The organism is Streptomyces sp. A18 (assembly GCF_059026065.1).
Window position 1 is genome coordinate 130,514 of sequence record NZ_JBWLKL010000007.1, and the last position, 24,635, is coordinate 155,148.

The following is a 24,635-nucleotide window of genomic DNA, read 5'->3' on the forward strand; positions in this document are numbered from 1 at the left end:
CCCTCACTCCCCCAGCGCGGCCATCGCGGCGTTGTGCCCGGGGATGCCGCTGACGCCGCCGCCGCGCACGGCGCCCGCACCGCACAGCAGGACGTTCGCGTGCCGCGTCTCCACGCCCCAGCGTCCGGTGTCGTCCTGGGCGTAGGGGAAGGCGAGGTCGCGGTGGAAGATGTTGCCGCCGGGCAGGCGCAGGTCGCGTTCCAGGTCGAGCGGGGTCTTCGCCTCGATGCAGGGGCGGCCGTCGGTGTCGGTGGCCAGGCAGTCGGCGATCGGCTCGGCCAGGTGGGCGTCCAACTGCGCCAGGGTCGACTTCAACAGCTCGTCCCGTACGGCGTCGTTGTCGTCGGCGAAGAGACGGGCGGGCGTGTGAAGGCCGAAGAGGGTGAGGGTCTGGCAGCCGCGCTCCACGAGTTCGGGGGCGAGGATGCTGGGGTCGGTCAGGGAGTGGCAGTAGATCTCGGACGGCGGCGCGGCGGGCAGTTCACCGGACGCGGCCTGGGCGTACGCGGTCGCCAGCTCCCCGTACCCCTCCCCGATGTGGAAGGTCCCGGCGAAGGCCTCGTGCGGGTCGACCGAGGTGTCGCGCAGCCGCGGCAGCCGTTCGAGCAGCATGTTGACCTTGAGCTGGGCACCTTCGGCCTGCGGGGGCGGCGGGTCGCCGACGAGGTGGGCGAGCTCCTGCGGTGAGGCGTTGACCAGGACGTGCCGAGCGGCGACGGTGGCCTCGCGCTCGGACGTACGGTACGTGACCTCGGCGCTCCGCCCGTCCGACTCGATCCGGATGACCTCGTGGTCCGTGGCGAGCTCGGCGCCCGCCGCGCGGGCCGCGGCGGCGAGGGCGCCGGTGAGCGCGCCCATGCCGCCGACGGGCACGTTCCAGTCGCCTGTGCCGCCGCCGATGACGTGGTAGAGGAAGCAGCGGTTCTGCCGCAGCGACAGGTCGTGGGCGTCGGCGAACGTCCCGATGAGGGCGTCGGTGAGCACCACCCCGCGCACCAGGTCGTCGGCGAACCGCTCCTCGATGGCGGCGCCGATGGGCTCCTCGAACAGCGTGCGCCAGGCGGCCTCGTCGCCGACCCGCTGCCGCAGTTCCTCGCGGGTGGGCAGGGGTTCGGTGAGCGTGGGGAACACCTGCTCGGCGACCTGCCCCGTCATGGCGTAGAACTCCCGCCACGCCTCGTACTCGCGCGGGCCGCCGGTGAGCCGCTCGAACGCGTCCCTCGTGCGCGCCTCGCCCCCGCCGACGAGCAGCCCTGCCGGGCTGCCGTCGCGCTCGGTCGGCGTGTAGGAGGAGACGGTGCGGGTGCGCACCCGGAAGTCCAGGTCGAGGTCCCGCACGATCTTCCGCGGCAACAGGCTCACCAGGTACGAGTAGCGCGAGAGCCGGGCGTCCACCCCGGCGAAGGGGCGACTGGAGACGGCGGCGCCACCGGTGCCGGAGAGCCGCTCCAGGAGCAGGACGGAGCGTCCGGCGCGGGCAAGGTAGGCGGCGGCGACGAGGCCGTTGTGACCACCGCCGACGATGACGGCGTCGTATCGATCGCGAGGAGACATGACTCTTGGTAGCACGTGGAGCGCCCCGAAGGGGCGCGGGCCGTGACAGATGCGGCTCCGCCGCGTGCGCGCGACCAGCCACGACGCGTCGGCAGCCTTCGACGCCCACGCGAGTCAGTGCCCCCGGACGCCTGCAGCTGCCGGAGCGCCCGAAGGGGCGCGAGGAACGGCGCGACCAGCCACGACGCGTCGGCAGTCGACCATCCACCGAAGTCGCCCGGCACAACGCGCCCCGCGCGTCAGTGCCCTCCCGACGCCCGCTGCTGGCGCAAGGCCGCCACCCGGCGGTACAGCTCGACCGCCTCGGTGCCGCGGCCCAGCTGTTCCAGGCAGTGCGCCTCGTCGTTGCGGCTGGCCAGGGCGTCGGGGTGGTCGGAGCCGAGGACCTGTTCGCGGGCGGCGGCGACGCGGCGGTACTCGGTGAGGGCGTCCGCCCAGCGGCCGAGCCAGCCGAGGCCCACGGCCACCTCGCGGCGGCTGACCAGGGTGTCCGGGTGGTCTCCGCCGAGGACGCGCTCACGGATCGCGCAGACGTCACGGGCCTCGGCCAGGGCTTCCTCCCAGCGGCCCTGGCGGCCGAGGTTCACGCCGAGGCCGTGCCGCGCGCGCAGGGTCTCGGGGTGGGCCGGGCCGTTCACCCGGGCGCGGTCGTCGATCAGGTCGCGGTACAGCTCGAGGGCCTCACCGCTGCGGCCGAGCCTGCCGAGGCTGATGCCCACTTCATAGCGGGCGGCAAGGGTGTCGGGGTGCTCCGGGCCGAGCGTGCGCTCCCGGCCCTGGGCGACGCGACCGTACTCCCGCAGGGCGTCGGCGGCGCGGCCGGTGCGGCTGAGCGTGAAGCCCACTTCGTAGCGGCTCGCGAGAGTGTCCGGGTGGTCGGGGCCGAGCGCGTGCTCCCGCTCCGCGGCCACCGCGCGGTGCACCTCGCCCGCCTCGGCCCAGCGGCCCAGGCGCCCCAGGCTCAGGCCCGCGTTGTGCCGGCTGACGAGGGTGGCGACCACTTCCGGTGGCGGCGTGGGGCGTTCGGGCCGACGCGGCGCCCTGGCCCGGCGTGCGTCGGTGCGCGGGATCCACTCGCCGGTCAGACCCGCCGCCGCGTCGGGCGGCGTGGTCCGCAGCTCGGAGGCGCCGTTCGCCTTGTGCCCGGTCGTCATGCCGCGGGTCCACGAGGGCAGCCGGGGCTCATGCGAGGGCGGTTGCTCCGGGCGGCGCACGGGCGGGGTGACGACGGTCGGGACGTACGTGGGGACCGTGCGGCCCGTGACGATGCGGCGGCCCAGCTCGCGCGCGTCACCGGGCCGCTCGTCAGGCTCCTTGGCGAGCAGGTCGAGGACGATCCTCTCGAAGTACTCGGGCAGCTCGTCGCGGTGGCTGCGCGGCGGTTCGGGCGGCGTGTCGCGGTGGCCGACGAGCACCGCCCAGGCGTCCTCCAGGTCGAAGGGCGGCGCCCCGGTGGCGATCTCGTACAGCACGCACCCGAAGGAGTAGAGGTCGCTGCGCTGGTCGACCTGGGCGCCGCTGATCTGCTCGGGCGACATGTAGTGCGGGGTGCCCATCGCGATGCCCGTGCCGGTCAGGCGCGAGGTGAAGCCGATGTCGTGACCGAGCCGGGCGATCCCGAAGTCACAGATCTTCACCGTGCCGTCCGTGAGCCGCATGATGTTGGCGGGCTTCAGGTCCCGGTGAACGATGCCCTGTTCATGGGTGTACGCGAGCGCGGACGCGACCTGGTCGGCTATCTCCACGACGTCCGCGACGGGCAGCGGATGCTGTTTGTTGTCCTCCAGGAGCTGGCTGAGGTTGCGCCCTTCGAGCAGCTCCATGACCAGATACAGGACGCCGTCGTGCTCGCCGAAATCATGGACGACGGTGACTCCGCGGTGCTGGAGCGCCGCCGCGACGCGTGCCTCTCGCCGGAACCGTTCACGCAACACGCGCGTGAAGGACTGGTCGTGCTGCGGCCCCATCGGCTTGAGGCACTTCACCGCGACCCTCCGCCCGAGGGACTCATCGCGGGCACGCCACACCTCGCCCATGCCGCCGCGCCCGATCAGGTCCAGTAGCCGGTACCGGCCCTGGATCAGCCTGGTGTCCGCCATCTCCCGCCGTCGCCCCCGTTGCCTCGCTTCGCCCTCCCCGGCCCGTCCAGTATGGCTGCCCGCCTGTCGAGTTTGTACGGGGCAGGCCGTGCGCCGGGGCCCAGCCTGGCCATCGCGCGCAGAATGTGCTTGGGCGGAAGTTGCCAGCGTAGACGCGAGGGAACGGTGCGCAGGATGGTGCCGGCGGTGACGAGCCGCCGGGTCACGGTGACGGGCGGCGGGGCCGCCCTGCCGTACAACTCGTGGGCGTACGGCGGCAGCGAGGCGTACGCCAGATTCGCCACGCGCCGCCACAGCAGGGCGCGCGCCGGGACCAACAGCGGGTGGGTCGGCGGGCGTTGGAGGAAGTCGTCGACGTCGCGCGCCTCGGGGCCCGCGGCCAGTTCGGGCCGCACACGCTCGAAGTACGCGGCGAGTTCGGCGGTCGACGCCGGTACGTCGGCGGGGTCGAGGCCCACGAGCCGGGCGCTCTCGCGGTGTTCGGCGACGTACCGGTCGGCGAGCTCGCCGGTCAGGCGGAATCCCGACCGGCGCGCGACGTGCAGATAGGAGTCGATCTCGGCGCAGTGCACCCAGAGCAGCAGCGCGGGCTCGTCGACGCCGTACCGCTCCCCCGTGTCGGGATCGGTGGCCTTGAGCATCGTATGGATCTTGCGGACGCGCGCTCCCGCGCGCTCGGCGACCTCGGTGGTGCCGTACGTGGTGGTGCCCACGAAGTTCGCGGTGCGCATGAGGCGGCCCCAGGCGTCCTTGCGGAAGTCCGAATTCTGCATGACGCCACGGACCGCGCGGGGGTGCAGGGCCTGCAGATACAGGGCGCGGATCCCGGCGACCCACATCATCGGGTCGCCGTGCATCTGCCAGGTCACGGACGAGGGTCCGAACAGCCCCGGATCGGCCGCCGTCGGCCGCTCCGATGAGGATGCCTCGCGCATACAACCACCTCCTCGTCGCAGGCTACGCCGCCGAGGCCACCCTCAACCCGCCTTGAGGACCTCGGGGTTGGCGCAGTGCTCCAGCGGCTCGCCGCGCAGGTAGCGGCCGACCTCGGCGGCCACGATGTTCGCCGCCTTGTGCGCGACCTGCTGGCTGCCGCCCGCGATGTGCGGGGTGAGGACGACGCCGGGGGCGGTCAGGAGCCGGGAGTCGGCGGGCAGCGGCTCCTCGGGGAAGACGTCGAAGCCCGCGCCCGCGAGGTGTCCCGATTCCAGTGCGTCGCAGGCGGCCTCGTAGTCAAGGAGCGCGCCGCGGGCGCAGTTGACCAGGATCGAGCCGCGGGGCATCGCGGCGATCTGCGCGCGGCCGATCATGCCCTTGGTCTCGTCGGTGACCCGGGCGTGCAGGGAGACGATGCGCGAGCGACGGAGCAGTCCGGCGAGCGAGACCTGTTCGGCGACACCCGTCAGCGCATCGGGCCGTACGTACGGGTCGTGCACCAGGACTTCGGCGCCCATCGCGTGCAGGACCGTGGCGACCCGGCTGCCGATCGCGCCGTAGCCGATCAGGCCGACGGTCGCGCCGTCGATCTCGATGCCGCAGTTGTCGTAGTCGTAGTAGTCGCCGCGCCAGGTGCCCTTGCGCAGGTCGGTGTGGGTGTCGCCGACACCGCGGGCGGCGGCGAGCATGAGGGTGAGGGTGTGTTCCGCGGTGGCGGTGGCGTTGCGGCCGGGCGCGTAGCAGACCGCCACGCCGTGCCGTGTCGCGGCTTCGAGGTTGGCGTTGACCGGGCCGCCGCGGCTGGTGCAGAAGAGCTCGAGGTCGGGGCAGTTGTCGAGGATGCGCTCGGTGAGCGGGCCGTGCTCGGTGACGCAGACCTGCACGCCCCGCAGCGCCTCGATCATCTCGTCCTCGCTGCCGGATGCCTCGATGACCTCGGCGACCGGGCCGAACGGCGTGTGTGGCCAGGGGAATTGAAGTTCGCGTACGTCCAGCGGCAGCTCTCCGGCGGCGGCGCGCACGGCCTCGGTGAGCAGGCTCGGGCGGATGAAGTGGTTGCCGGCGGCGAGGACGGTGGTGCTCATGGGTGGGTCTCCCCTGAAGGTCGGTGGAAGGCGGGGGGCTCGGTCGTCGCGGGGGTGTTGAGGCGAAGCAGTGCGGTCCGCCCGTCCTCGACGCGGATCTCCGTGAGGGCGCCGTTGAGGAGGCGCGGGAAGACCCTGCGGTAGTCGGCGAGCGGGATGCCGAGGAGGTGGCAGAGCAGGACGCGGACGAGGGTGGAGTGGGCGACGAGGAGCACTCTGCCGTGCGGCTGTTCGCGGGCGATGTCGGCCAGGCACTCGGCGGCGCGTGCGGCGGCCTTGCGCGGGTCCTCGCCGCCGGGCAGATGGTTGTCGACCGGGTCGTCGAGGAAGGCCGCCAGCTGCTCCGGGAAGCGCTGTCGCATCTCGTCCCTGGTCAGGCCGTCGCCCTGACCGAAGTCGAGTTCGACGAGACGTTCGTCGATCCGCTGGGTGAGCCCGCAGGCGTCGGCGGCGGGGGCGGCGGTGAGCCGGGCCCGCGAGAGCGGGGAGCTCCAGACGGCGGTGAGCCGCGCGGAGACGGCCCACCGGGCGAGCGCGGCGGCCTGCTCGCGCCCGTGCTCGGTGAGGGGCACATCGGTGCGCCCCGCGTAGCGGTTCTCCGCGTGCCAGGCGGTTTCGCCGTGGCGTACGAGGATGAAGTCGGTCACTGCGCTGCCCTCCTGCGGGCGTGGTCGGCCACGGTCTGGTCGAGCCAGCCGCGGCGGGTGAGTTCGTCGATGAAGCGGAGGTAGAGCGGCAGGTAGCGGTCGGTGCGGTCCTGCGACGGGCGGATCTCGGCGCCGATCCGCACCATGGCGGCCGCCGCGTCCTGGAGGCTCACCCCTGATGAGGTGGCCGCGAGGACCGCCATGCCGATGGCGCCCTCGGCCTGTTCCGGCAGGCGTACGGGACGCCCGAGGACCTCGGCGCGCAGGCGGCACCAGTAGCGGTTTCGGGCGCCGCCACCGGTGAGGGTGAGCGGGCCGTCGACGGGGGCGCCGAGGTGGTCGAGGTAGTCGAGGCAGAGCCGCTCCAGGCAGGCGACGCCGAGCAGGTAGGCGTGGAACTCGGTGGCGCGGTCGGGAACGTGACCGAGGATGAAGGGTTCGGCTTCCGGGGCCCGGAAGGGGAAGCGTTCGCCGCCGGTGGAGACCAGGGGGTAGGCGACCGCGTCCGGGTCGAGCGCGGCGGCCCGCTCGGTGAGCGCGTCCAGGTTCTCGCCGTGGAAGTGCTGGGCGATGACGCCCGCGCCGCTGCTGGAGGCGCCGCCGGGCAGCCAGCTCTCGCCCGGTCCGCGGTGGCAGTAGACGACGCCCGCCGGGTCGCGGACCAGGTGTGTGCCGGCGCCCTTGAGGACGAGGGTGGTGCCGAGCACCGAGTTCCAGGCACCGGGTGCCAGGGCTCCGGCGCCGATCTGGGCGGCGCAGCCGTCGGTCATTCCGGCGACGAGGGCGGTGCCTTCGGGGATGCCGGTGGCTTCCGCCGCCACGGCGCACACGGTGCCGAGGACGCTTCCGGGGCGTACGACGTCGGGCAACATGCCCTCGGGGACGCCGAGTTCGGCCATGACCTTGTCCGGCCAGCGCTCCTCGACCAGGTGGTAGCCGGTCTTGAGGGCATGGCTGGCGTCGGCGGCGACCTGATGTCCGGCGAGCCGCCAGGTGATCAGGTCGACCTGATGCAGGAGCCGGACACCGGATGCAGCCGCCGCGGGGTGGTGGTCCAGGAGCCAGCGCAGCTTCGGCAGCGCCCAGGACGGCTGCATGCTGCGGTAGCCGAGCTCACGCCAGACCTCGGCGCCGGACCCGTTGACGGTGGCCGCCTCGTCGGCGGCGCGCCCGTCGTCGTACATCAGGCCCGGGGTGAGCGGGCGCCCCGCGGCGTCGGCGAGCAGGATCGTCCCGGAGGTGCCGTCGATCGCGAGCCCGCGGATCCGTCGCGCGTCGAGTCCGTCGAGGGCCTCGCGGCAGGCGGCGGACAGCGCGGTCCACCACTGCTCGGGGTCCTGCTCGTGGCGTACGCCGTCGCGGTGGCTTGTCAGCGGCCGGGATGCGGCGGCGAGGGTCTGCCCGGTGCCGTCGACGGCTACGCAGCGGGCGCTCTGGGTGCCGAGGTCGAGGCCGAGCCAGATGCCGTCGAGGGGCCCTGGGACGCGGTCGGCGGGGCGGGTCTCAGACATGGATCTCTCCCGGGTCGTTGCGGTCGTCGTCGCCGTCGTGCGGCCTGGTGGCACTGCTCCCCTGCCATATCGCGCCACCCCGCCAGCCGGCCTCGCGGGCGAGGGTCCGCCGGCCGAGGAAGTCTTCGTACAGGGCGGTGTAGAACTGCGCGCGTTCCGGGTCGGGCTCCCAACTGCTCTGCATCCGCACGTATTTGGCGGCGGCGGTGTGCATGCTGCTCTCGGCGCCCGAGCGGACGAGGCCGGTGAGGAAGGCGCCCTTGGCGCCGAGTTCGGTGTCGCCGGAGCGGGCGGTCGGCACGCCCGTCGCGTCGGCGATCAGCGCGCACCACGCGTCGCTGTTGGCGCCGCCGCCGCACAGCCGCAGCTCGCTCACGTCCGTACGGGCCGCGGCCAGTGAGTCGCGCAGGACCAGCGAGAGTCCGTCGAAAACGGCGCGGGCCATGTCGGCGCGGGAGTGCTCGAGGGACAGTCCCCAGAAGGATCCGCGGGCGTGCGGGTCGAGGAACGGCGCGCGTTCGCCTGCCGGGGAGAGGTAGGGCAGGAAGATGAGCCCGCGGGCGCCGGGCTCCGATTCGAAGGCGAGGCGCGCCAGCTCCGGCGGCCCGGCAAGGCCCAGCATCTGCGCGGCCCAGCCGAGCACTTCGGCGCCGTTGAGGGTCGGGAAGGCGCGCAGGACGCGCTCGCGGCCGCGGTAGGCGATGTTGATGCCGGACGGTTCGCCGCTGGTGTCCACGTCGGTGCGGACGATCTCCGTGCACAGGGTGGTGCCGAGGATGCTGCACGCCTGGCCGGGGTTGACCACGCCGACGCCGCGGGCGGTGGAGGCGATGTCGTACGGGGACATCACGACCGGCAGCCCTGCCGGGAGGCCCAGTTGGCCCGCCGCCTCGCCGGTGATCTCGGCGATCCGCTCGGACTCGCCGAGGACGGTCGGCAGGAGCCGGTGATACGCCCTCAGGCCGAACAGGTCGAGGATCTGCGGGTCGTAGTCCCCGGTGGCGTGGTCGAGGAACGGGGCGGAGGCATCGGATTCGTCGCAGGCACGGACACCGGTGAGGCGCAGGAAGAGCCAGCCGGCGGCGGTCAGCGAGGTGCGGGAGCGCGCGAGGCGGTCCGGGTCGTGTGCGGCGAGCCAGCTGAAGAGGGCGTTGGGCATGCCGGCGCAGGTCAGCGAACCGTTGCGGCGGAAGGCGGCTTCGAGGACGCCCTCGCGCTGCCAGGCGGAGAGCAGGTCACCGGCGCGGCCGTCGGACCACAGGATCGCGGGTCCCGTGGGGCGGCCGTCCTCGTCGATCAGCCAGGCGCCGTCGCCCTGGGCGGTGAAGGACACCAGCCAGACGGGGTCGGCGAGGCCGGAGAGAACGCTGCGGACCGTGTGGACGACGGCGTTCCAGACGGCGTCCATGTCCTGCTCCGCCCAGCCGGGGTGGGGCCGGAGGACTTCGGTGGCGAGCCGGGAGACGGCGATCTCCTTGCCCTGGTCGTCGAAGACGACCGACTTGATCATCGTGGTGCCGACGTCGATGGTCAGTACGGACATCAGGTGGGTCCTTTCACGCCAGGGTCACGCCGGGGCCGACGCGGTGGTGGGCGCGGCGTCCGGGGAGACGTCGGCCGCTCGTGCCGGTGCCGCGTCGTCCGGCAGCTTCAGGAAGAGTGCGAGCACGGTGCTCACCGCATGCATCCCCGCGAAAATCCAGACCACCCCTGTGACACCGAGCGGCCCGACGAAGACGGCGACGACCGCGGGGCCGACGAAGGTGCTGGCTCCCGCGCCCAGGTTGAGCGCGGAAAGGGCCTGCCCCTTGTGCCGCGGCTCCAGCGAGGGCACGAGGGCCGAAAGCGGTACATATCCGGCCAGCGTAGCCCCGTAGAAGGCGGCGGCCAGCAGTGCGAGCGGGAAGTTGTCGCCTGCCGCGTTCGGCACGTAATAGAGCAGCAGCGTGCTGACGGCGCAGCCTGCGCCACCGAACCAGGCGATGGTCCTGCGCCAGCCGAACCGGTCGCCCACCACGCCGAACAGCAGGTTGGCGAAGATGTTGGTCGCGAACATCGCGCTGAGCAGGTGCAGCCACTCGGTGAGGCTGAAGCCGACGGTCTTCGTGAAGTGGATCGGCATGATCACGAAGAAGCCGAACTGCGAGGCCGTGTTGATGACCCGCGCGAGCGATCCCGCACCGACCCGGGGGTTGCGCCACAGGACCGTGACGCTCCCGAGCAGCGTGGCGACCGGCCCCTCGCCCTCGCCCCGCGGCTGCTTCGCGCCCCGGTCGTCGCGGACGAGGAGCAGGGCGATCAGGCCGCCCGCGGCCACCAGGGCCAGCGCGGACCACAGCGTGGCGTAGGCGCCGATCTGCGGAATGAGTCCGCTGGCGACCAGCGAACCGAGGGTGGGCAGGCCGCCGGTGAAGGCGAACCAGAACCAGCCCATGGCCGTGCCGAGCCGGGCACGCGGCGCCACCGAGGCGATCCAGACCAGGAACCCGTAGGCGAACAGCGGGTAGCCCAGGCCGCGCAGGCCGTACCCGAGCATCATCAGCGGATAGCTCGTCATGGGGATCGCCAGGACGAGGAAGAGCAGTTGGAAGACGCCCCAGATGCCGAGCCCCGTCCACATGACACGACGCGGGCCCCACAGGTCGGAAAGGACTCCGGAGAGCCAGGCGGCGATGGCCGCGGCGCCTCCGTACACGGTGAAGAGCAGTGCCACACGGGGCTGCGAGATGCCCTCGTCGATCAGGTAGGGCGAGAGGTAGCCGGACTCGACCCCGTCTCCGATCATGAAGAGGAGCAGCCCGAGGTAGCCCCAGGCGAGGGTCGGCGGAATACCCAGGCGTGTGATCAGCGAACGCGGAGGAGGGGTCGGCATCGACTCTCCCCTTTCTGCGGCGGGGGCAGGAGGGACGGACGAGCCGATGGAACCGTCGGCCGGAAAGGCGCGTCAATGGCGTCCGGAATCTTCCCATCAGGGTGGCGACCTGCCGTGTTGCGTCGAACCGGAGCCGCTCGCGGACGCCGTACTCCTTCGACGGCATGCGTTAAATCCATGCGAACATAACGCGGCGATCTCACACACGGAGGGAGTGCCACATGGACCGGGTCGAGGCTCAGGAGGAGCGGCGGCGGCAGATGCGTGAGGCCGTCATCGGGCGCGGATTCGTGCGCACCGCGGACCTCGCCGAAGAATTCCGCGTCAGTCTGATGACCGCGCACCGCGATCTGGACGCCCTCCAGGCGCAGGGGTGGCTGCGCAAGGTGCGGGGCGGCGCGACCGGGCTGCCGTCGGCGCAGTTCCACGGCAGCGTCGCGGAGCGCATGGCCACCATGGCACCGACCAAGCAGCTCCTCGCGCGGGCCGCAGCGACGCTGCTCGTGCCGGGCCAGACGGTGCTGCTCGACGACAGCACGACCTGTCTCCTCCTCGCGCACCAGGCCACCGAGCACACCCCGCTGACCGTGATCACCAACTCGCTGCCCGCCATCACCACGCTCGCGAAGGAACCCGGCATCTCGCTGATCACGCTGGGCGGCGCGTACTTCCCGGCGTACGACGCGTTCATGGGCCTGCACACCGCGGACGCGGTGCGCGCCTTTCGGGCCGACGTCCTCTTCATGTCCACGACGGCCGTCTCCAACGGCCGCTGCTATCACACGTCACCGGAGACGGTGCAGGTCAAGCGGGCGATGATGGAGTGCGCGGCGCGTCGTGTCCTTGTCGCGGACCACACCAAGTTCTGCAAGGACGGGCTGTACGCCCTCGCGCCGCTGACGGACTTCGATCTGCTGATCGTGGACGACGGCCTGGCGGCGGAACAGGTGCGGGCGGTGCGGGCGGCAGGCACCGAGGTGATGGTGGTGCCTGCCCGCGATCAGTGAGGGGTCAACTGCCGTCCGCGCCGGGGCGATCCGCGGTCAGGTAGGAGATGACCATGTCCCCCAGCATCGTCCGGTAGTACTCGCGGCGAGACGCCTCGGTGAGATCGCGGCCGAAGAGCGTGCGGAACGTCTGACGGTTGGAGACCCGGAAGAAGCAGAACGAGCTGATCATCGCGTGCAGGTCGACGGCGTCCACCTCCGCCGTGAACACGCCCCGCTCGCGCCCGGCTTCGAGGATGGAGGCGATGACGGCGATCGCCGGGGAGCTGAGGGACGCGAGGCTCGGCGATGCGGCGATGTGCTTCGCCTCGTGGATGTTCTCGATGCTGACGAGCCGGATGAAGTCCGGATGCGCCTCATGGTGGTCGAAGGTCAGCTCGGCGAGGCGGCGGATGGCGGAGACCGGGTCCAGATGCCCGACGTCGAGCTGCTGCTCCTCGTGCCGGATGACCTTGTACGCACGCTCCAGGACCGCGGTGAACAGCTGGTCCTTGCTGCCGAAGTAGTAGTAGATCATCCGCTTCGTCGTCCGCATGCGGGCGGCGATCTCGTCCACTCTGGCCCCCGCGTATCCCATGCGGGCGAACTCCTCGGTGGCCACATCGAGGATCTCCCCCTGCGTACGGGCCGCGTCCCGGGTTCGCTTGACGGGCGGGGACGGCGGGGGGACGGCGGCGGCCATGCGGCTCCTCAGGGCGGATTCTCCGGCGCCGGTCAGTCTAATGCCGGTGCAGATTCCACCTAAGGCTGCTGGAGATGCTGTGCGGCGAGCCGTACGGCCGCGTTCTGGGCCCCGTATCCCCGGTAGCCGCCCGTGCGCCGCACCAGTTCGAAGAACACGCGGCCGACGGTGGCGGTATAGCAGTGGAAGAACTCCCCGTTCTCGTCCCGGTCGTAGAGGATGCCGAGCTCCGCCATCGTGGCCAGGAGCTCCGGCTCCAGCTCGTAGCGGGCGTCGAGGTCGTCGTAGTAGTTGGCGGGGATCGGGAGCAGGCCCGCGCCCCGTTCCCGGATGCGCCGCGCGGCGCCGACGATGTCGTCCGTCGCGAGGGCGATGTGCTGGAGGCGGCTGCCGTCGGGGTCGGGCGCGGGCGCGATGTTGAGGACGACACGCACGCCGCCGTCGGGGGACGCGACGGCCCGGCTGCGCACCAGACCGTAGGGGTCGGCCAGTTCGAGACTGCCGTCCGGCTCCAGGCCCAACACGCCCCGGTGGAAGAGTGACGCCTCGTCGAACTGATGCCAGGGCTGGGTGAGGGCGATGTGGTCGATGTGACGGATGGTCCCGGCCGCCGGTTCGTCCCGCTCCCCCGGCAGGGCGCGCGCCGGTACGTCGGTGAAGTCACCTGTCCAACTGGGGTGGTCGGGCTGCTCCGTACGGCAGAAGAAGTACTCCGTGCCATCGGGCGCGGCCACCGCGTCCAGCGGTGCGTCGCGCGGGCCCCGGCGGCGCGGCACCACGGGTGCGAGCACCGCCTCGGCGCGCAGTGCGGCCCGGCCCGGGTCGGTTGTCTCCACGCCGATGGCGGTCAGCGCCGGGCCCTGACGGCGGCCGCTGACCCCGGTGTTGAGCAGGATGCGGGCCTCCCCCTGCTCCCACAGCTCGACCGGCTTCCAGGTGTGCCGCGCGGTGTGGGCGAAGCCGAGAGCCCCGAGCACGCCGCGCAGCGGTTCGGTGTCCGCCGCGGTGAGCTCGGCGAAGGCGAAGCCGGAGGGCACGGCCGCGGCGGGCAGCGCCGACAGTCCGGCCGACTCCTCGAGCAGGAGCAGCGAGCGGAGCGCGTCGACGGCGGTGGAGGCCGCCCCCGCCTGCCGGAAGACGTCGTTGAACACTTCGAGCGACAGGGGCCCTTGGTATCCGGCCCGTACGGTGGCGGCCACCAGCGGGGCGAGGTCGAAGCCGCCCTGGCCGGGGAAGCAGCGGTAGTGCCTGCTCCACTGCAGGACGTCCATGGCCATCAGCGGTGCGTCCGCCAGCTGAAGGAAGAAGATCTTCTCGCCGGGGATGTCGGCGATGCCCTTGGGGTCGGACCCTCGGGAGAGGATGTGGAAGCTGTCGAGGCAGGTGCCGAGGGCCGGATGGTCCGCTTGTTCGACGATCCTCCAGGCGTGGTCGTACGTGCTGACGTGCCGCCCCCAGGCCAACGCCTCGTAGGCGATGCGGATGCCGTGATCCGCCGCCCGGTCGGCCAGCATCCGCAGCTGCTCGGCGGCGAGCGCGTCGTCGTCGACCGATTCGGGGGCGACGCTGGAGCAGACGAGGAGCAAGTCCGCGCCCAGGCGCTCCATCACGGCGAACTTGCGTTCCGCGCGCCGCAGATTGCGGGCGAGGGTGTCAGCGGGGACGGCCTCGAAGTCGCGGAAGGGCTGGTAGAGGTCGATGCCCAGGCCCAGATCCGCACAGCGAAGGCGCACCTCCTCGGGGCTGAGCGGCCCGCCGACCAGATCGTTCTCGAAGATTTCCACGCCGTCGAATCCGGCGGTGGCGATGGCGGTGAGTTTCTCGGACAGCGGGCCGCTGAGCGAGACGGTGGCGATCGACTTGCGCATGGACTTCTCCTGTTGGGCCGGGTCGTCAGGCCGCCGGGAAGGCGGCCAGGTCACCGAGGTCGGCGAGCATCGGTCCGGTGTGCGGTTCGAGTCCGGTGAACAGCCGGAAGGCGTCGGCCGCCTGGAAGACGGCCATGCCGCCGCCGTCGAGCGTGCGGCAGCCCAGCGCGCGGGCCTCGCGCAACAGCTCGGTCTCCAGCGGCCGGTAGACGATCTCGGCCACCCACAGCTCGGGCCTGAGCAGCGCGACCGGCAGCGGCAGGCCCGGGTGCGCGACCATGCCGGTCGGTGTCGCGTGGACGAGCCCGTCCGCCGCGGCGAGCCGCTCGGCCAGCGCACCGCTCGGAGCGGACACCGCACGGCCCGGCCCGAAGCGCGAGGCCAGCGCGGCGGCGAGGGCTGCGGCTCGGGCCGGGTCGATGTCGACGAGGGTGACCCGGTCGACACCAAGGTTCAGCAGCGCGTGCGCCACCGCGGCGCCCGCCCCGCCCGCGCCGAGCTGTACGACGTCGCCGGTCGGCGCGTCGGCCAGGCCACGGGCGAAGGACTGGGCGAAGCCGGTGGCATCGGTGTTGTGCCCGATGGCGCGCCCGTCCCTGAAGACGACCGTGTTCACCGCCCCGAGCTCGGCGGCCTCGGGGGCGAGCTCGTCCAGGTGCTCGACGACGAGCTGTTTGCAGGGGTGGGTGATGTTGAGGCCGTCGAAGCCGAGGCGATGGGCGGCGTGCACCAGTTCGCCGACGGCCTCGGGTGCGACGCCCAGCGTGTCGATGTCGAGGGTGCGGTAGACGAGGCGCACACCGTGCCGGTCCCCCTCGCGCTCGTGCAGGGCGGGACTGAGGGAGGGGCCGATGCCGGAGCCGATCAGGCCGGTGAGGTACGAGGTCATCAAGGGTTCCTGTGGGTCGGCTTGGCACGGTCGATCAAGGGGTTGCGGCTCCGGCTGGTCAGAGGGCGGCCGCCTCACGGGCCTTCGCCGGTTCCGTCGCGTCCCCGGTGCGCAGGCCAAGATCGGCCGTGGGTACGCGGTGCGTCTCGCGCCCCGTGGCCACGGCGATCGCGCAGATCGCGCAGAAGACGGCGGTGAAGATCGCGACGCCGAGCCAGTTGTCGCCGTCGGGGCCGGCGATCTGCGCCGCGAAGGTCACCGCGAAACCGGCCACGGCGAAGCCGATCTGGGTGCCGATGGCCATGCCTGACAGCCGGACCTTGGCGGGGAACATCTCGCCGTAGAACGAGGGCCAGATGCCGTTGGCCGCGCTGTAGACGACGCCGAAGAGCAGCACTCCGGTGACGAAGACCAGCGGGTAGCTGCCGGTCGATATCGCCCACAGATAGACGAAGATCATGACTCCGCTGCCGAGCGCCCCGACGAGGAAGACGGGCTTGCGGCCGATGCGGTCCGAGAGCCCGGCCCAGAGCGGGATGGCGAGCAGGGCCACCGCGTTGGCGCTGCCCGCGACCCAGAGCATGCCCGTCTTGTCGAGTCCGACCGCGTCACTGGTGGCGTACGAGAGGGCCCAGACGGAGAAGATCGTGCTGACCGTCGCGATGAGCGCCGCCGCGACCACCCGCAGGACGTCTGCCCAGTGGTTCCTGAGCAGCTCCGCCAGCGGCATCCTGGCCACCTCCTTGTCCGCGGAGACCTGTTGGAAGACGGGGGTCTCCTCGAGGGTGCGGCGGATGACGTACCCGGCGACCGCGACGAAGGCGCTCAGCAGGAACGGGATGCGCCAGCCCCAGGCGTAGAGCTGCTCGTCCGGCAACGCGGCGACCGGCAGGAACACCAGGGTCGCGAGGAGCTGTCCGGCCTGGGTCCCGTTCAGGGTGAAGCTCGTGTAGTAGCCGCGCCGATGTTCCGGCGCATGCTCCAGTGTCATCGCGTTCGCGCTGGCCTGTTCACCGGCCGCGGACAGGCCCTGGAACACCCGCATCAGCACGAGCAGCACCGGGGCGACGGTGCCGACCTGCGCGTACGTGGGCAGGCAGCCGATGAGGAAGGTGGAGAGACCCATGAGGACCAGCGTCCAGACCATGATCTTCCGGCGCCCGAGCCGGTCACCGAAGTGGCCGAGCACGAGCGCCCCGAGGGGCCGGGCGGCGTACGCGACGCCGAAGGTCGCCATCGAGATCAAGGTGGCGGTGGCCGGGTCGTCCGGGTCGAAGAAGACCTTGGGGAAGACCAGGGCCGCGGCACTCCCATAGATGAAGAAGTCGTAGTACTCCAGCGCGCTGCCGATCCAGGCGGCGAAAGCGGCCTTGCGTGGTCGGCCTTGGGGTGGCGCGGCCGACGGCCGGCCTGCCTGTGGGTGAGCGGACACGTGAACTCCTCGGGGACGGAACGGGTGGCGAGCGGTGCACACCCGGCACGTGCAGTTAACACACTAGATAGTTAATTAACTTGGCAGTGATGTTGGCCCGCCCTTCGGGCCGTGTCAATACATCTGGCGGCAACACATACGGCGGGGCCCTGAAGACCTCGATCGCGGTCTTCAGGGCCCCGGAAAGGGACTGCGTCAGCGGCGCACGCGCGGCATCCCCAGCCCGATCCAGGAGATGATCTCGCGCTGGATCTCGTTGTTGCCGCCGCCGAAGGTGAAGATGACGGCGCTGCGGTAGCCGCGTTCCAGTTCGCCGTGGAGGACGGCGCCCGCCGAGCCCTCCTTGAGCGAGCCGGCCGAGCCGACCACCTCCATGAGCCAGGCGTACGCGTCCCTGCGCGCCTCGGAGCCGTACACCTTCACGGCGGAGGCGTCCTGGGGGGTGAGGGTGCCCTCCTGGACGGCGTTCACCATCTGCCAGTTGAGGAGTTTCATCGCATCCAGTTTGGTGTGCGTCCTGGCCAGGCGCTGGCGGACCCAGCCGAGGTCGATGACGCGGCGGCCGTCGGCGAGCTTGGTGTCGGCCGCCCAGCGCTGCACGTTGTGGAAGGCGCGGATGGCCATCGTGCCGTGCGCGGCGAGCGTGACGCGTTCGTGGTTCAGCTGGTTGGTGATCAGCCGCCAGCCCTTGTTCTCCTCGCCCACGCGACGCGAGACGGGGACGCGGATGTTCTCGTAGTAGCTCGCCGTGGTGTCGTGCGAGGCAAGGGTGTTGATGATGGTGCAGGAGTAGCCGGGGTCGCTCGTCGGTACGAGGAGCATGGTGATGCCCTTGTGGGGCGGGGCGTCCGGGTCGGTGCGGACGGCGAGCCAGACCCAGTCGGCCGTGTCGCCGTTGGTGGTCCAGATCTTCTGACCGTTGACCGTGTAGTGGCCGGTGGCCTCATCGCCTTCGCGGACCGCCTTGGTCTTGAGCGCCGCGAGGTCGGTGCCCGCGTCCGGCTCGCTGTAGCCGATCGCGAAGTCGAGCTCGCCGGAGAGGATCTTCGGCAGGAAGTACGCCTTCTGCTCGTCGGTGCCGAACTGCATCAGGGTCGGCCCGACGGTGTTCAGGGCCATCAGGGGCAGCGGGACGCCGGCCTGTGCCGCCTCGTCGAAGAAGATGAACTGCTCCATCGGCGAGAGCCCACGCCCGCCGTACTCCTCGGGCCAGCCGACGCCGAGCCAGCCGTCGGCCCCCAGGCGGCGGATGGTCTCCCGGTAGAACCGCTTCTGGGCCGCGGGGTCGGCGTATCGGGCGTAGGCGTTGTCGGGCACCAGCTCAGCGAAGTACGTGCGCAGCTCGGTGCGCAACTGCCGCTGCTCAGGCGTGTATTCGAGGTGCACGGCCCCTCCTGCTTTCGCTGGCTCCCCGGGCGTGGGCTTGACGGCGCACACAGTAGAACGCGTTTCAGAAATAGGGAATGGCGGTGACGCATGTGCCCGCGTGTGCCGCCCGGATGAGATCCCAGTTTGGTGAACGCCGACATAAGGAGATCTCCGATGCTCAGCAGGAACGGCACCCGCAGGAACACCGCCTACTTCGCCTCCTTCGCCGCGGCGGGAGTCCTGTTGCTCTCCGCCTGCGGCGACGGGGGCGGTCACGACCGCGCCGCCGCCTCCGGCTTCATGGACCTCGCGCTGAAGGCCGGAACCGGACCAGGCAGCGCCCGCGAGCAGCGCCATCCTCTTCGACGACGCCAACTTCTCGGATAACGGCCCAGCGCAGGGTGTCGCGGGCGAGGGCTGCCAGAACGTCACCCGCCCGAAGGTGACGTCGTCCATCTCCGTGAGCGGCTCGATGAAGCTCTGGACATCCCCCGACGGCAAGGGCACGTCCAAGGTCAGCGGTGACGTGGCCGACTTGTCCACCATCGGCTTCGACAACAAGATCAGCTCGGTGACGTTCGGCTAGGACCGCGGACCGGCGACGTACAGCACCTGCGCCGCGCCCCACTCGACAAAGCCCTCCGCCTGCTCCATGCCGATCGACTCGAGCAGGCGACGCGACCGGACATTGGCCTCTTGCGTGACCGCGACCATCTCCGAAGCGCCGGAGGTGGTCGCTTCACGCACCCAGCCGACGGCGGCGGCGACCGCCTCACGGCCGTACCCGAACCCCCAGTGTTCGGGCAGCAGTTGATACGACACCTCGGTCCGCCCGGCCCGCCGCCCATCGGGTTCCAGCTGTACCCCGCCGATCACCGGTCCGCCCGCGCGCAGCGTCACGCTGAAGGCGCCGCGCGTACCGACGCAGTGCTGCTCGCGCACGCGAAGTGTCTCCTTGTCGACCGGCCCGCCCAGATGGCGGCGGACGTCCGCGTCCGTCCAGAGCCGCGCCATGGCGGGGACGTCGTCTGCCTCGATCGGGCGCAGGACGAGGCGGTCCGTGGTGAGGGTGGCGGGCCAGGGGAACGTGCTCGGTGATCGCGACATGGGCCCGATCCTGCCGGACCCGCCCCCTGGGCACGCGAACAGGTCCGCCCCGGCAGCGAAGTCGCTGCCGGGGCGGACCTGAGTCAGCCGAAGTTCACTCAGCCGAGAAGGCCGAGCGCCTTGTTCAGCGTGGCGGACGGGCGCATGACCGCTGCGGCCTTGGCCTCGTCGGGCTGGTAGTAGCCGCCGATGTCGGCGGGCGAGCCCTGGACGCCGTTCAGCTCGTCGACGATGGTCTGCTCCTGCTCGACCAGCGTCTTGGCCAGCGGGGCGAACTCCTTGGCCAGCTCCGCGTCAGCGGTCTGCTTGGCCAGCTCCTGGGCCCAGTACATGGCCAGGTAGAAGTGGCTGCCGCGGTTGTCGATGCCGCCGACGCGACGGGTCGGCGACTTGTCCTTCTCCAGGAACGTCGCCGTGGCGCGGTCGAGGGTGTCGGCAAGGACCTGGGCGCTGGCGTTGTCCGTGGTCTGCGCGAGGTGCTCGAAGCTGGAGGCCAGGGCGAGGAACTCACCCAGGCTGTCCCAGCGCAGGTAGTTCTCGCGGACCAGCTGCTGGACGTGCTTGGGGGCGGAGCCGCCCGCGCCCGTCTCGAAGAGGCCGCCGCCGTTCATGAGCGGAACGATGGAGAGCATCTTGGCGCTGGTGCCGAGCTCCAGGATCGGGAACAGGTCCGTGAGGTAGTCACGGAGGACGTTGCCGGTCACCGAGATGGTGTCCTCGCCACGACGGATGCGCTCCAGGGAGAACGCGGTCGCGTCCACGGGCGACATGATCTCGATCTGCAGACCGTCGGTGTCGTGCTCGGGCAGGTACGCCTTGACCTTCTCGATGAGCTGCGCGTCGTGCGCGCGGGTCTCGTCGAGCCAGAACACGGCCGGCGAGCCGGTCGCGCGGGCGCGGTTGACGGCCAGCTTGACCCAGTCGCGGATCGGGGCGTCCTTGGCCTGGCACATCCGGAAGATGTCGCCGGTGGAGACGGCCTGCTCCAGGACGACGTCGCCGGCCTCGTTCAGGACGCGCACCGTGCCGGGCGCGGCGATCTCGAAGGTCTTGTCGTGGCTGCCGTACTCCTCGGCCTTCTGCGCCATGAGGCCGACGTTGGGCACCGAGCCCATGGTCGCCGGGTCGAAGGCGCCGTTGGCGCGGCAGTCGTCGATGACGACCTGGTACACGCCGGAGTAGCTGGAGTCGGGAAGCACCGCGAGGGTGTCGTGCTCGCCGCCGTCCAGGCCCCACATGTGGCCGGACGTACGGATCATCGCGGGCATCGAGGCGTCGACGATGACGTCCGAGGGCACGTGCAGGTTCGTGATGCCCTTGTCGGAGTCGACCATGGCCAGCTCGGGGCCCTCGGCCAGTTCGGCCTCGAAGGACGCCTTGATCTGCTCGCCCTCGGGCAGCGCGCCGAGGCCGTTGAGGATGCCGCCGAGCCCGTCGTTCGGGGTCAGGCCCGCGCCGGCGAGCGCCTCTCCGTACGCGGCGAACGTCTTCGGGAAGAAGGCGCGCACGACGTGGCCGAAGATGATCGGGTCGGAGACCTTCATCATCGTGGCCTTGAGGTGCACCGAGAACAGGACGCCGTCGGCCTTGGCCTTGGCGATCTGCGCGGTGAGGAACTCACGCAGCGGACCGACGCGCAGCACGGAGGCGTCGACGACCTCGCCCGCGAGGACCGGTACGGACTCGCGCAGCACGGTGGTGCTGCCGTCCTCGCCGGTGAACTCGATGCGCAGGGTGTCGCCCGCGGCGATGACCGTGGACTTCTCGGTGGAGCGGAAGTCGTCGACGCCCATGGTGGCGACGTTCGTCTTCGAGTCGGCCGTCCAGGCACCCATGCGGTGCGGGTGCGCCTTGGCGTAGTTCTTCACCGAGGCAGGGGCGCGGCGGTCGGAGTTGCCCTCGCGCAGGACCGGGTTGACGGCGCTGCCCTTGACCTTGTCGTACCGGGCGCGGATGTCCTTCTCCGCGTCGGTCTTCGGGTCGTCCGGGTAGTTCGGCAGCGCGTAGCCCTGCGACTGGAGCTCGGCGACGGCCGCCTTCAGCTGCGGGATCGAGGCCGAGATGTTCGGCAGCTTGATGATGTTCGCGCCGGGCGTCTTGGCCAGCTCGCCCAACTCGGCGAGGGCGTCGTCGATGCGCTGGCTCTCCTCGAGGAACTCGGGGAAGAGAGCGATGATGCGCCCCGCCAGGGAGATGTCACGGCTCTCCACGGCGACCCCGGCCGTCGAGGCGTAGGCCCTGACCACCGGCAAGAACGAATACGTCGCGAGGGCCGGGGCCTCGTCAGTCTGGGTGTAGATGATGGTCGAGTCAGTCACCGGGTGCTCCGCTCCACGTCTGCAACATTGCTCGACATCAAGATATCTCCTGATCGCCCATGGCCACGAAGCGGCCCCGCATTGCGGGCGTCACAGCCCGTGGCCCGCGTCACGCTCCGTGGTGCAGGCCGCCACGGATGGTTGCTGTCCGGTTCCCACAAGGTCCGGTCCGTTGTTCCTGGCGGTGACAGGGCCCTTGCGGTCGGGCCCGCGCGGCGAGGATGAGCGGGTGATCGCTCCCCCGGACATCGCTCCCCTGGACCCCGCTTCCCTGGACCCCGCTCCCCTGGACCCTGCAGACCCCGCCTTCGCGCGCGACCCGTATCCGTACTACGCGCGCCTCCGAGACCGGGGGCCCGCCGTGCGGGTCCCACTCGCCAACGGGACGTACGCCTGGCTCGTCACCGGATACGAGCGGACGCGGGCCGTGCTCGCCGACGCCCGCTTCTCGAACGTGCCCCCGCGGGGCGCCGGGCGGCCGAAGGGTGACTCGCCCGCGCAGCGTGCCCGCGCCTGCCTGGCCCGGCACATGCTCAACTCCGATGCGCCCGACCACACCCGGCTGCGGCGGCTGACCACCGCGGCGTTCGCCCCGCGCCGCGTCGACGCGCTGGGGCCGCGGATCGAGGAGCTGACCGCCGGGCTCCTGCGGGAGATGGAGCTACGGCTGCGGCGCGAGGGGAGCGTGGACCTCGTGGACGCCTTCGCCTTTCCGCTGCCCGTCCTCGTGATCGGTGAGGTGCTCGGGGTGCCGGAGGCCGACCGGGCGGATCTGCGGGACTGGACGTACCGGGTGGGCTCGCCGGCCGACGCGCTGGAGCCGGGCGCGGTGGACGAGGCGTGGACAGGTCTGTACGCCTACTTCTCCGAGCTGATCGCCCGCAAGCGCCGCGCACCCGGCTCCGACCTCTTCAGCGCACTCACGCAGGACGCGACGGGGGGCGGGCTCGACGACGGCGAACTGCTCGCCATGGCGTTCCTCCTCCTGTTCGCGGGCTACGAGACCACGATGAACCTCCTTGCGTCGGCGTCGCTGCTGCTGCTCACCCACCCCGAGGAGCCGACGGCCGCGCGGCATGATCCCGCGCGGTGGCCTGCCGTCGTGGAGGAGACGCTGCGGCACGCCAGCCCGCTGGAGGGCACGACGTGGCGGCACACGACCGAGGAGGTGGACCTCGGCGAGGGTGTGGTCATACCCGCGGGCGCCTCCGTCCTCGCGGTACTCGCCGCCGCCAACCGCGACCCCCGGCACTTCCCTGACCCGGACGCCTTCCGTCCGGCCCGCTATCTGGCAGGGTCCGGTGATACGCGCCCGGCGCCGCACGCCGCCTTCGGCCATGGGCCGCACTTCTGCGTCGGCTCCCGGCTGGCCCGCCTGGAGGCCACGATCGCACTCCCCCGCCTCCTGGCAGCCTTCCCCACCCTGCGCCTGACGGCCGACCCGGCCCAACTCCCCTACCGTCCAGGCCTCTTGGTCCGCGGCCCACGCCACGTCCCCGTAACGACGGCTCCATCCCCCGTGCGGGCCGTCAGCGGGTGAGTAGCAGCGCGTCGCCCACCGCGCGCTCGGTGCCGTCCGACGGGGAGTTGATCACCTTTCCGTTCACCGCCATGGTGACGGACCCGCCGCCGTCCAGGGCCATGGCCCGCACCGCGCCGAGCGACTTCATCAGCTCAGCGCCCTCGTTCAGGCCGAACCCGTCGCTGAATCCGGGCTGTCGGCCGTCCGCGCCGACCAGGAGCATGCGGCCCTTCCGGTCGACGCCCAGGAGCATGCGCGGGTTGCGCTTGATGCCCCAGGTGTACGCGAAAGAGGGGTCACCGGCGCGCTCGATGCCGTCGGCGGCGTAGTTCACCGCGACCTTGCCCCCGCGCACCAGCTCGGGGCCGCCGTTGACGATGTCGTCCTGCGGGCCCAGCTTCAGCTCCCGGCCCCCTTCGTCCAGGATCCGCTCCCGCACCTTCACACCGCCGCCCGGCTTCGCGTGCGTACGCAGCCAGGACGCGCCCGAGCCGATGCCCGCCAGGACGCTGCCGCCTTCCGGCACCGCGCCGCCGCGCGCACGCACCTCCTGGACCTGTCCACTCGCGTCAAGGACCGCCTCCACGCCCTCGCCCGCCGGAGTCTCCGTGCCGAGTTCGTCGGTGAACCTCACGATCTCGTCGGGGTCGGTGCAGGTCACGTCGTGCTGCGGCCGCTCGGTCGGGGCATCGCCGCCCACACCGCCGCAGTTGCGCACCAGACCCGGTACGCGATTGACGCCGTCCACGACCGCGGACGCGGCGCCCGCGCGGACCCGGAGCTCCGTGCTGAGCTTCTTGAACTCCGGGCGCAGGCCGTCGCCGCGGAGCACCGCCGCGATCCGGCCGTCGGTCGCCGCGCTCTGCAACTCGCCGTCGTACGCGGCGATGCCGGCCGACGCGCCCGGCACGCCGTCCTTGCCCTCCATGACGAAGAAGCCCGCGTTGACACCGAGCAGGGCGTCGTCGCCGGTGGCCATGTCGCTCACCGTCTCCCGGCCCGCGACGCCCTTGCCGTACGTGCCCTTCATCGCGCCGCGGTAACGCTTCGGGTCGACGATGGCCACCTCGACCCGAGCGGTTCCCGTACCGGGCACACCGTCGGCGCCGGTCCACTCGCTGACCGCGTCGAACCCGGCGGCGGCGAGCTCCTTCCGCGCGGCGTCGGCGTCGGCCCGTGCGGTGTACTCCCCCACCCTGACCCGCACCCCGATCACCCCGCGCCGGTCGGAGCCCCGCGGCCACGCGACGGGTTCGGCACGCGCGTCGAACCCCGCGCCACGCACCCGCTGCGCCAGCGCATCCGCGTCCCGCTCACCGGCGAGGTGAGCCCCGCCGGCCCGCACCGTGACCTTCCAGTGGTCGGCACCGGGACGGCCCGAGACGCTCCCCTGGTACAGGTCGACCCCGGAGGCGAGGCGATCGTGCTGCCAGTCCGCGATCGGCCGAGGGACAGCGGCAGTTGACGCCGCGGCGGCCGCCGCGGTGTCCCCGTACCGGTCGACCACGGCACCTGGGGTGAGAAGTCCCGCCGCGGCGACGGCGACCACCGTCACCTTCCCGGCAGCTCTGAACGGCAACGGACGGCATGCGAGGGCCACGGAAACTCCTAGGTCGCGTCGGTACACCGCAGCGAACGCGAGCGCGCGGGCGGCGATCGATCCCAGGAGTGAATACCAGAAGTCCGGCCGGAAAACAGGGGCCGCGCCCCCTCCTCGGGGCCCGCACCCCGCAGTGGG

Annotated in this window: 20 protein-coding genes; 4 read left to right on the top strand and 16 right to left on the bottom strand. The window is 71.7% G+C overall.

Translation table 11 applies throughout. The annotated features are described in order from the left end of the window. Window positions 1–3: 3 nt before the first annotated feature. The 8 genes from AC5P1C_RS14345 to AC5P1C_RS14380 form a co-directional block, all read right to left on the bottom strand. Window positions 4–1,554: a phytoene desaturase family protein gene (locus AC5P1C_RS14345; RefSeq protein ID WP_493866169.1), complete on the bottom strand. Its 1,551-nt coding sequence runs from the start codon at window positions 1,552–1,554 to the stop codon at window positions 4–6. Window positions 1,555–1,793: 239 nt separating this feature from the next. Then, window positions 1,794–3,653 (bottom strand): serine/threonine-protein kinase, encoded by a 1,860-nt coding sequence (locus tag AC5P1C_RS14350; RefSeq protein ID WP_493866170.1) that lies wholly within the window; start codon window positions 3,651–3,653, stop codon window positions 1,794–1,796. Further along, window positions 3,635–4,588, bottom strand: coding sequence for an oxygenase MpaB family protein (locus AC5P1C_RS14355; RefSeq protein ID WP_493866171.1), 954 nt, complete (start codon window positions 4,586–4,588; stop codon window positions 3,635–3,637). Before AC5P1C_RS14355 ends, AC5P1C_RS14350 begins: the two co-directional genes overlap by 19 nt. Window positions 4,589–4,630: 42 nt before the next feature. Then, a complete protein-coding gene (locus AC5P1C_RS14360) occupies window positions 4,631–5,674 on the bottom strand; it encodes a 2-hydroxyacid dehydrogenase (protein ID WP_493866172.1) in 1,044 nt (347 codons plus the stop codon). Next, window positions 5,671–6,321, bottom strand: coding sequence for a histidine phosphatase family protein (locus tag AC5P1C_RS14365; RefSeq protein ID WP_493866173.1), 651 nt, complete (start codon window positions 6,319–6,321; stop codon window positions 5,671–5,673). Before AC5P1C_RS14365 ends, AC5P1C_RS14360 begins: the two co-directional genes overlap by 4 nt. After that, window positions 6,318–7,832 (bottom strand): FGGY-family carbohydrate kinase, encoded by a 1,515-nt coding sequence (locus tag AC5P1C_RS14370; protein ID WP_493866174.1) that lies wholly within the window; start codon window positions 7,830–7,832, stop codon window positions 6,318–6,320. The genes AC5P1C_RS14365 and AC5P1C_RS14370 overlap by 4 nt, the downstream gene beginning before the upstream one ends. Further along, window positions 7,825–9,375 carry an FGGY-family carbohydrate kinase gene (locus tag AC5P1C_RS14375; protein WP_493866175.1) on the bottom strand — a complete coding sequence of 517 codons (1,551 nt, stop codon included), beginning with the start codon at window positions 9,373–9,375 and terminating at the stop codon, window positions 7,825–7,827. The genes AC5P1C_RS14370 and AC5P1C_RS14375 overlap by 8 nt, the downstream gene beginning before the upstream one ends. Window positions 9,376–9,399: 24 nt before the next feature. Beyond that, window positions 9,400–10,704, bottom strand: coding sequence for an MFS transporter (locus AC5P1C_RS14380; protein WP_493866176.1), 1,305 nt, complete (start codon window positions 10,702–10,704; stop codon window positions 9,400–9,402). A gap of 221 nt (window positions 10,705–10,925) precedes the next feature. On the opposite strand from AC5P1C_RS14380, the gene AC5P1C_RS14385 reads away from it, so the two are divergent. Further along, window positions 10,926–11,711 carry a DeoR/GlpR family DNA-binding transcription regulator gene (locus tag AC5P1C_RS14385; protein ID WP_493866177.1) on the top strand — a complete coding sequence of 262 codons (786 nt, stop codon included), beginning with the start codon at window positions 10,926–10,928 and terminating at the stop codon, window positions 11,709–11,711. Window positions 11,712–11,715: 4 nt separating this feature from the next. Here the strand turns inward: AC5P1C_RS14385 and AC5P1C_RS14390 are convergent, their stop codons facing one another. From AC5P1C_RS14390 to AC5P1C_RS14410, 5 genes are all read right to left on the bottom strand, one after another. Continuing rightward, entirely contained in the window at window positions 11,716–12,393 is a 678-nt protein-coding gene (locus AC5P1C_RS14390) for a TetR family transcriptional regulator (RefSeq protein WP_493866178.1), read from the bottom strand. A gap of 59 nt (window positions 12,394–12,452) precedes the next feature. Further along, entirely contained in the window at window positions 12,453–14,261 is a 1,809-nt protein-coding gene (locus AC5P1C_RS14395) for a bifunctional sugar phosphate isomerase/epimerase/4-hydroxyphenylpyruvate dioxygenase family protein (RefSeq protein WP_493866179.1), read from the bottom strand. 25 nt (window positions 14,262–14,286) lie between these two features. After that, on the bottom strand, window positions 14,287–15,150 hold the full coding sequence (locus tag AC5P1C_RS14400; RefSeq protein WP_493866180.1) for a shikimate dehydrogenase: 864 nt from the start codon (window positions 15,148–15,150) through the stop codon (window positions 14,287–14,289). Window positions 15,151–15,208: 58 nt separating this feature from the next. Then, window positions 15,209–16,582, bottom strand: a complete 1,374-nt coding sequence (locus tag AC5P1C_RS14405) for an MFS transporter (protein WP_493866181.1) — start codon at window positions 16,580–16,582, stop codon at window positions 15,209–15,211. Between the two features lie 195 nt (window positions 16,583–16,777). Beyond that, window positions 16,778–17,968 (bottom strand): acyl-CoA dehydrogenase family protein, encoded by a 1,191-nt coding sequence (locus AC5P1C_RS14410; RefSeq protein WP_493866182.1) that lies wholly within the window; start codon window positions 17,966–17,968, stop codon window positions 16,778–16,780. 156 nt (window positions 17,969–18,124) lie between these two features. On the opposite strand from AC5P1C_RS14410, the gene AC5P1C_RS14415 reads away from it, so the two are divergent. Next, entirely contained in the window at window positions 18,125–18,337 is a 213-nt protein-coding gene (locus tag AC5P1C_RS14415; protein ID WP_493866183.1) for a hypothetical protein, read from the top strand. Window positions 18,338–18,392: 55 nt separating this feature from the next. Further along, on the top strand, window positions 18,393–18,536 hold the full coding sequence (locus AC5P1C_RS14420; protein WP_493866184.1) for a hypothetical protein: 144 nt from the start codon (window positions 18,393–18,395) through the stop codon (window positions 18,534–18,536). Here AC5P1C_RS14420 and AC5P1C_RS14425 read toward each other — a convergent pair. Both AC5P1C_RS14425 and AC5P1C_RS14430 read right to left on the bottom strand, forming a co-directional pair. Continuing rightward, window positions 18,533–19,057, bottom strand: a complete 525-nt coding sequence (locus AC5P1C_RS14425; RefSeq protein ID WP_493866185.1) for a GNAT family N-acetyltransferase — start codon at window positions 19,055–19,057, stop codon at window positions 18,533–18,535. The genes AC5P1C_RS14420 and AC5P1C_RS14425 overlap by 4 nt on opposite strands. A 98-nt stretch (window positions 19,058–19,155) precedes the next feature. Next, on the bottom strand, window positions 19,156–21,375 hold the full coding sequence (locus tag AC5P1C_RS14430; protein ID WP_493866186.1) for an NADP-dependent isocitrate dehydrogenase: 2,220 nt from the start codon (window positions 21,373–21,375) through the stop codon (window positions 19,156–19,158). A 229-nt stretch (window positions 21,376–21,604) separates the two neighbouring features. Here AC5P1C_RS14430 and AC5P1C_RS14435 point away from each other — a divergent pair, with 229 nt between their 5' ends. Further along, window positions 21,605–22,915: a cytochrome P450 gene (locus AC5P1C_RS14435; RefSeq protein WP_493866187.1), complete on the top strand. Its 1,311-nt coding sequence runs from the start codon at window positions 21,605–21,607 to the stop codon at window positions 22,913–22,915. Here the strand turns inward: AC5P1C_RS14435 and AC5P1C_RS14440 are convergent. Then, on the bottom strand, window positions 22,905–24,497 hold the full coding sequence (locus tag AC5P1C_RS14440) for a phosphodiester glycosidase family protein (protein ID WP_493866188.1): 1,593 nt from the start codon (window positions 24,495–24,497) through the stop codon (window positions 22,905–22,907). The genes AC5P1C_RS14435 and AC5P1C_RS14440 overlap by 11 nt on opposite strands. Between the last annotated feature and the right edge of the window lie 138 nt (window positions 24,498–24,635).

Coding starts and splice junctions, on each gene's coding strand:
- AC5P1C_RS14375 (WP_493866175.1), bottom strand. CDS start 9,375: ATGTCCGTACTGACCATCGACGTCGGCACCACGATGATCAAGTCGGTC.
- AC5P1C_RS14380 (WP_493866176.1), bottom strand. CDS start 10,704: ATGCCGACCCCTCCTCCGCGTTCGCTGATCACACGCCTGGGTATTCCG.
- AC5P1C_RS14400 (WP_493866180.1), bottom strand. CDS start 15,150: ATGACCTCGTACCTCACCGGCCTGATCGGCTCCGGCATCGGCCCCTCC.
- AC5P1C_RS14425 (WP_493866185.1), bottom strand. CDS start 19,057: ATGTCGCGATCACCGAGCACGTTCCCCTGGCCCGCCACCCTCACCACG.
- AC5P1C_RS14355 (WP_493866171.1), bottom strand. CDS start 4,588: ATGCGCGAGGCATCCTCATCGGAGCGGCCGACGGCGGCCGATCCGGGG.
- AC5P1C_RS14395 (WP_493866179.1), bottom strand. CDS start 14,261: ATGCGCAAGTCGATCGCCACCGTCTCGCTCAGCGGCCCGCTGTCCGAG.
- AC5P1C_RS14350 (WP_493866170.1), bottom strand. CDS start 3,653: ATGGCGGACACCAGGCTGATCCAGGGCCGGTACCGGCTACTGGACCTG.
- AC5P1C_RS14360 (WP_493866172.1), bottom strand. CDS start 5,674: ATGAGCACCACCGTCCTCGCCGCCGGCAACCACTTCATCCGCCCGAGC.
- AC5P1C_RS14370 (WP_493866174.1), bottom strand. CDS start 7,832: ATGTCTGAGACCCGCCCCGCCGACCGCGTCCCAGGGCCCCTCGACGGC.
- AC5P1C_RS14345 (WP_493866169.1), bottom strand. CDS start 1,554: ATGTCTCCTCGCGATCGATACGACGCCGTCATCGTCGGCGGTGGTCAC.
- AC5P1C_RS14415 (WP_493866183.1), top strand. CDS start 18,125: ATGCTCAGCAGGAACGGCACCCGCAGGAACACCGCCTACTTCGCCTCC.
- AC5P1C_RS14390 (WP_493866178.1), bottom strand. CDS start 12,393: ATGGCCGCCGCCGTCCCCCCGCCGTCCCCGCCCGTCAAGCGAACCCGG.
- AC5P1C_RS14385 (WP_493866177.1), top strand. CDS start 10,926: ATGGACCGGGTCGAGGCTCAGGAGGAGCGGCGGCGGCAGATGCGTGAG.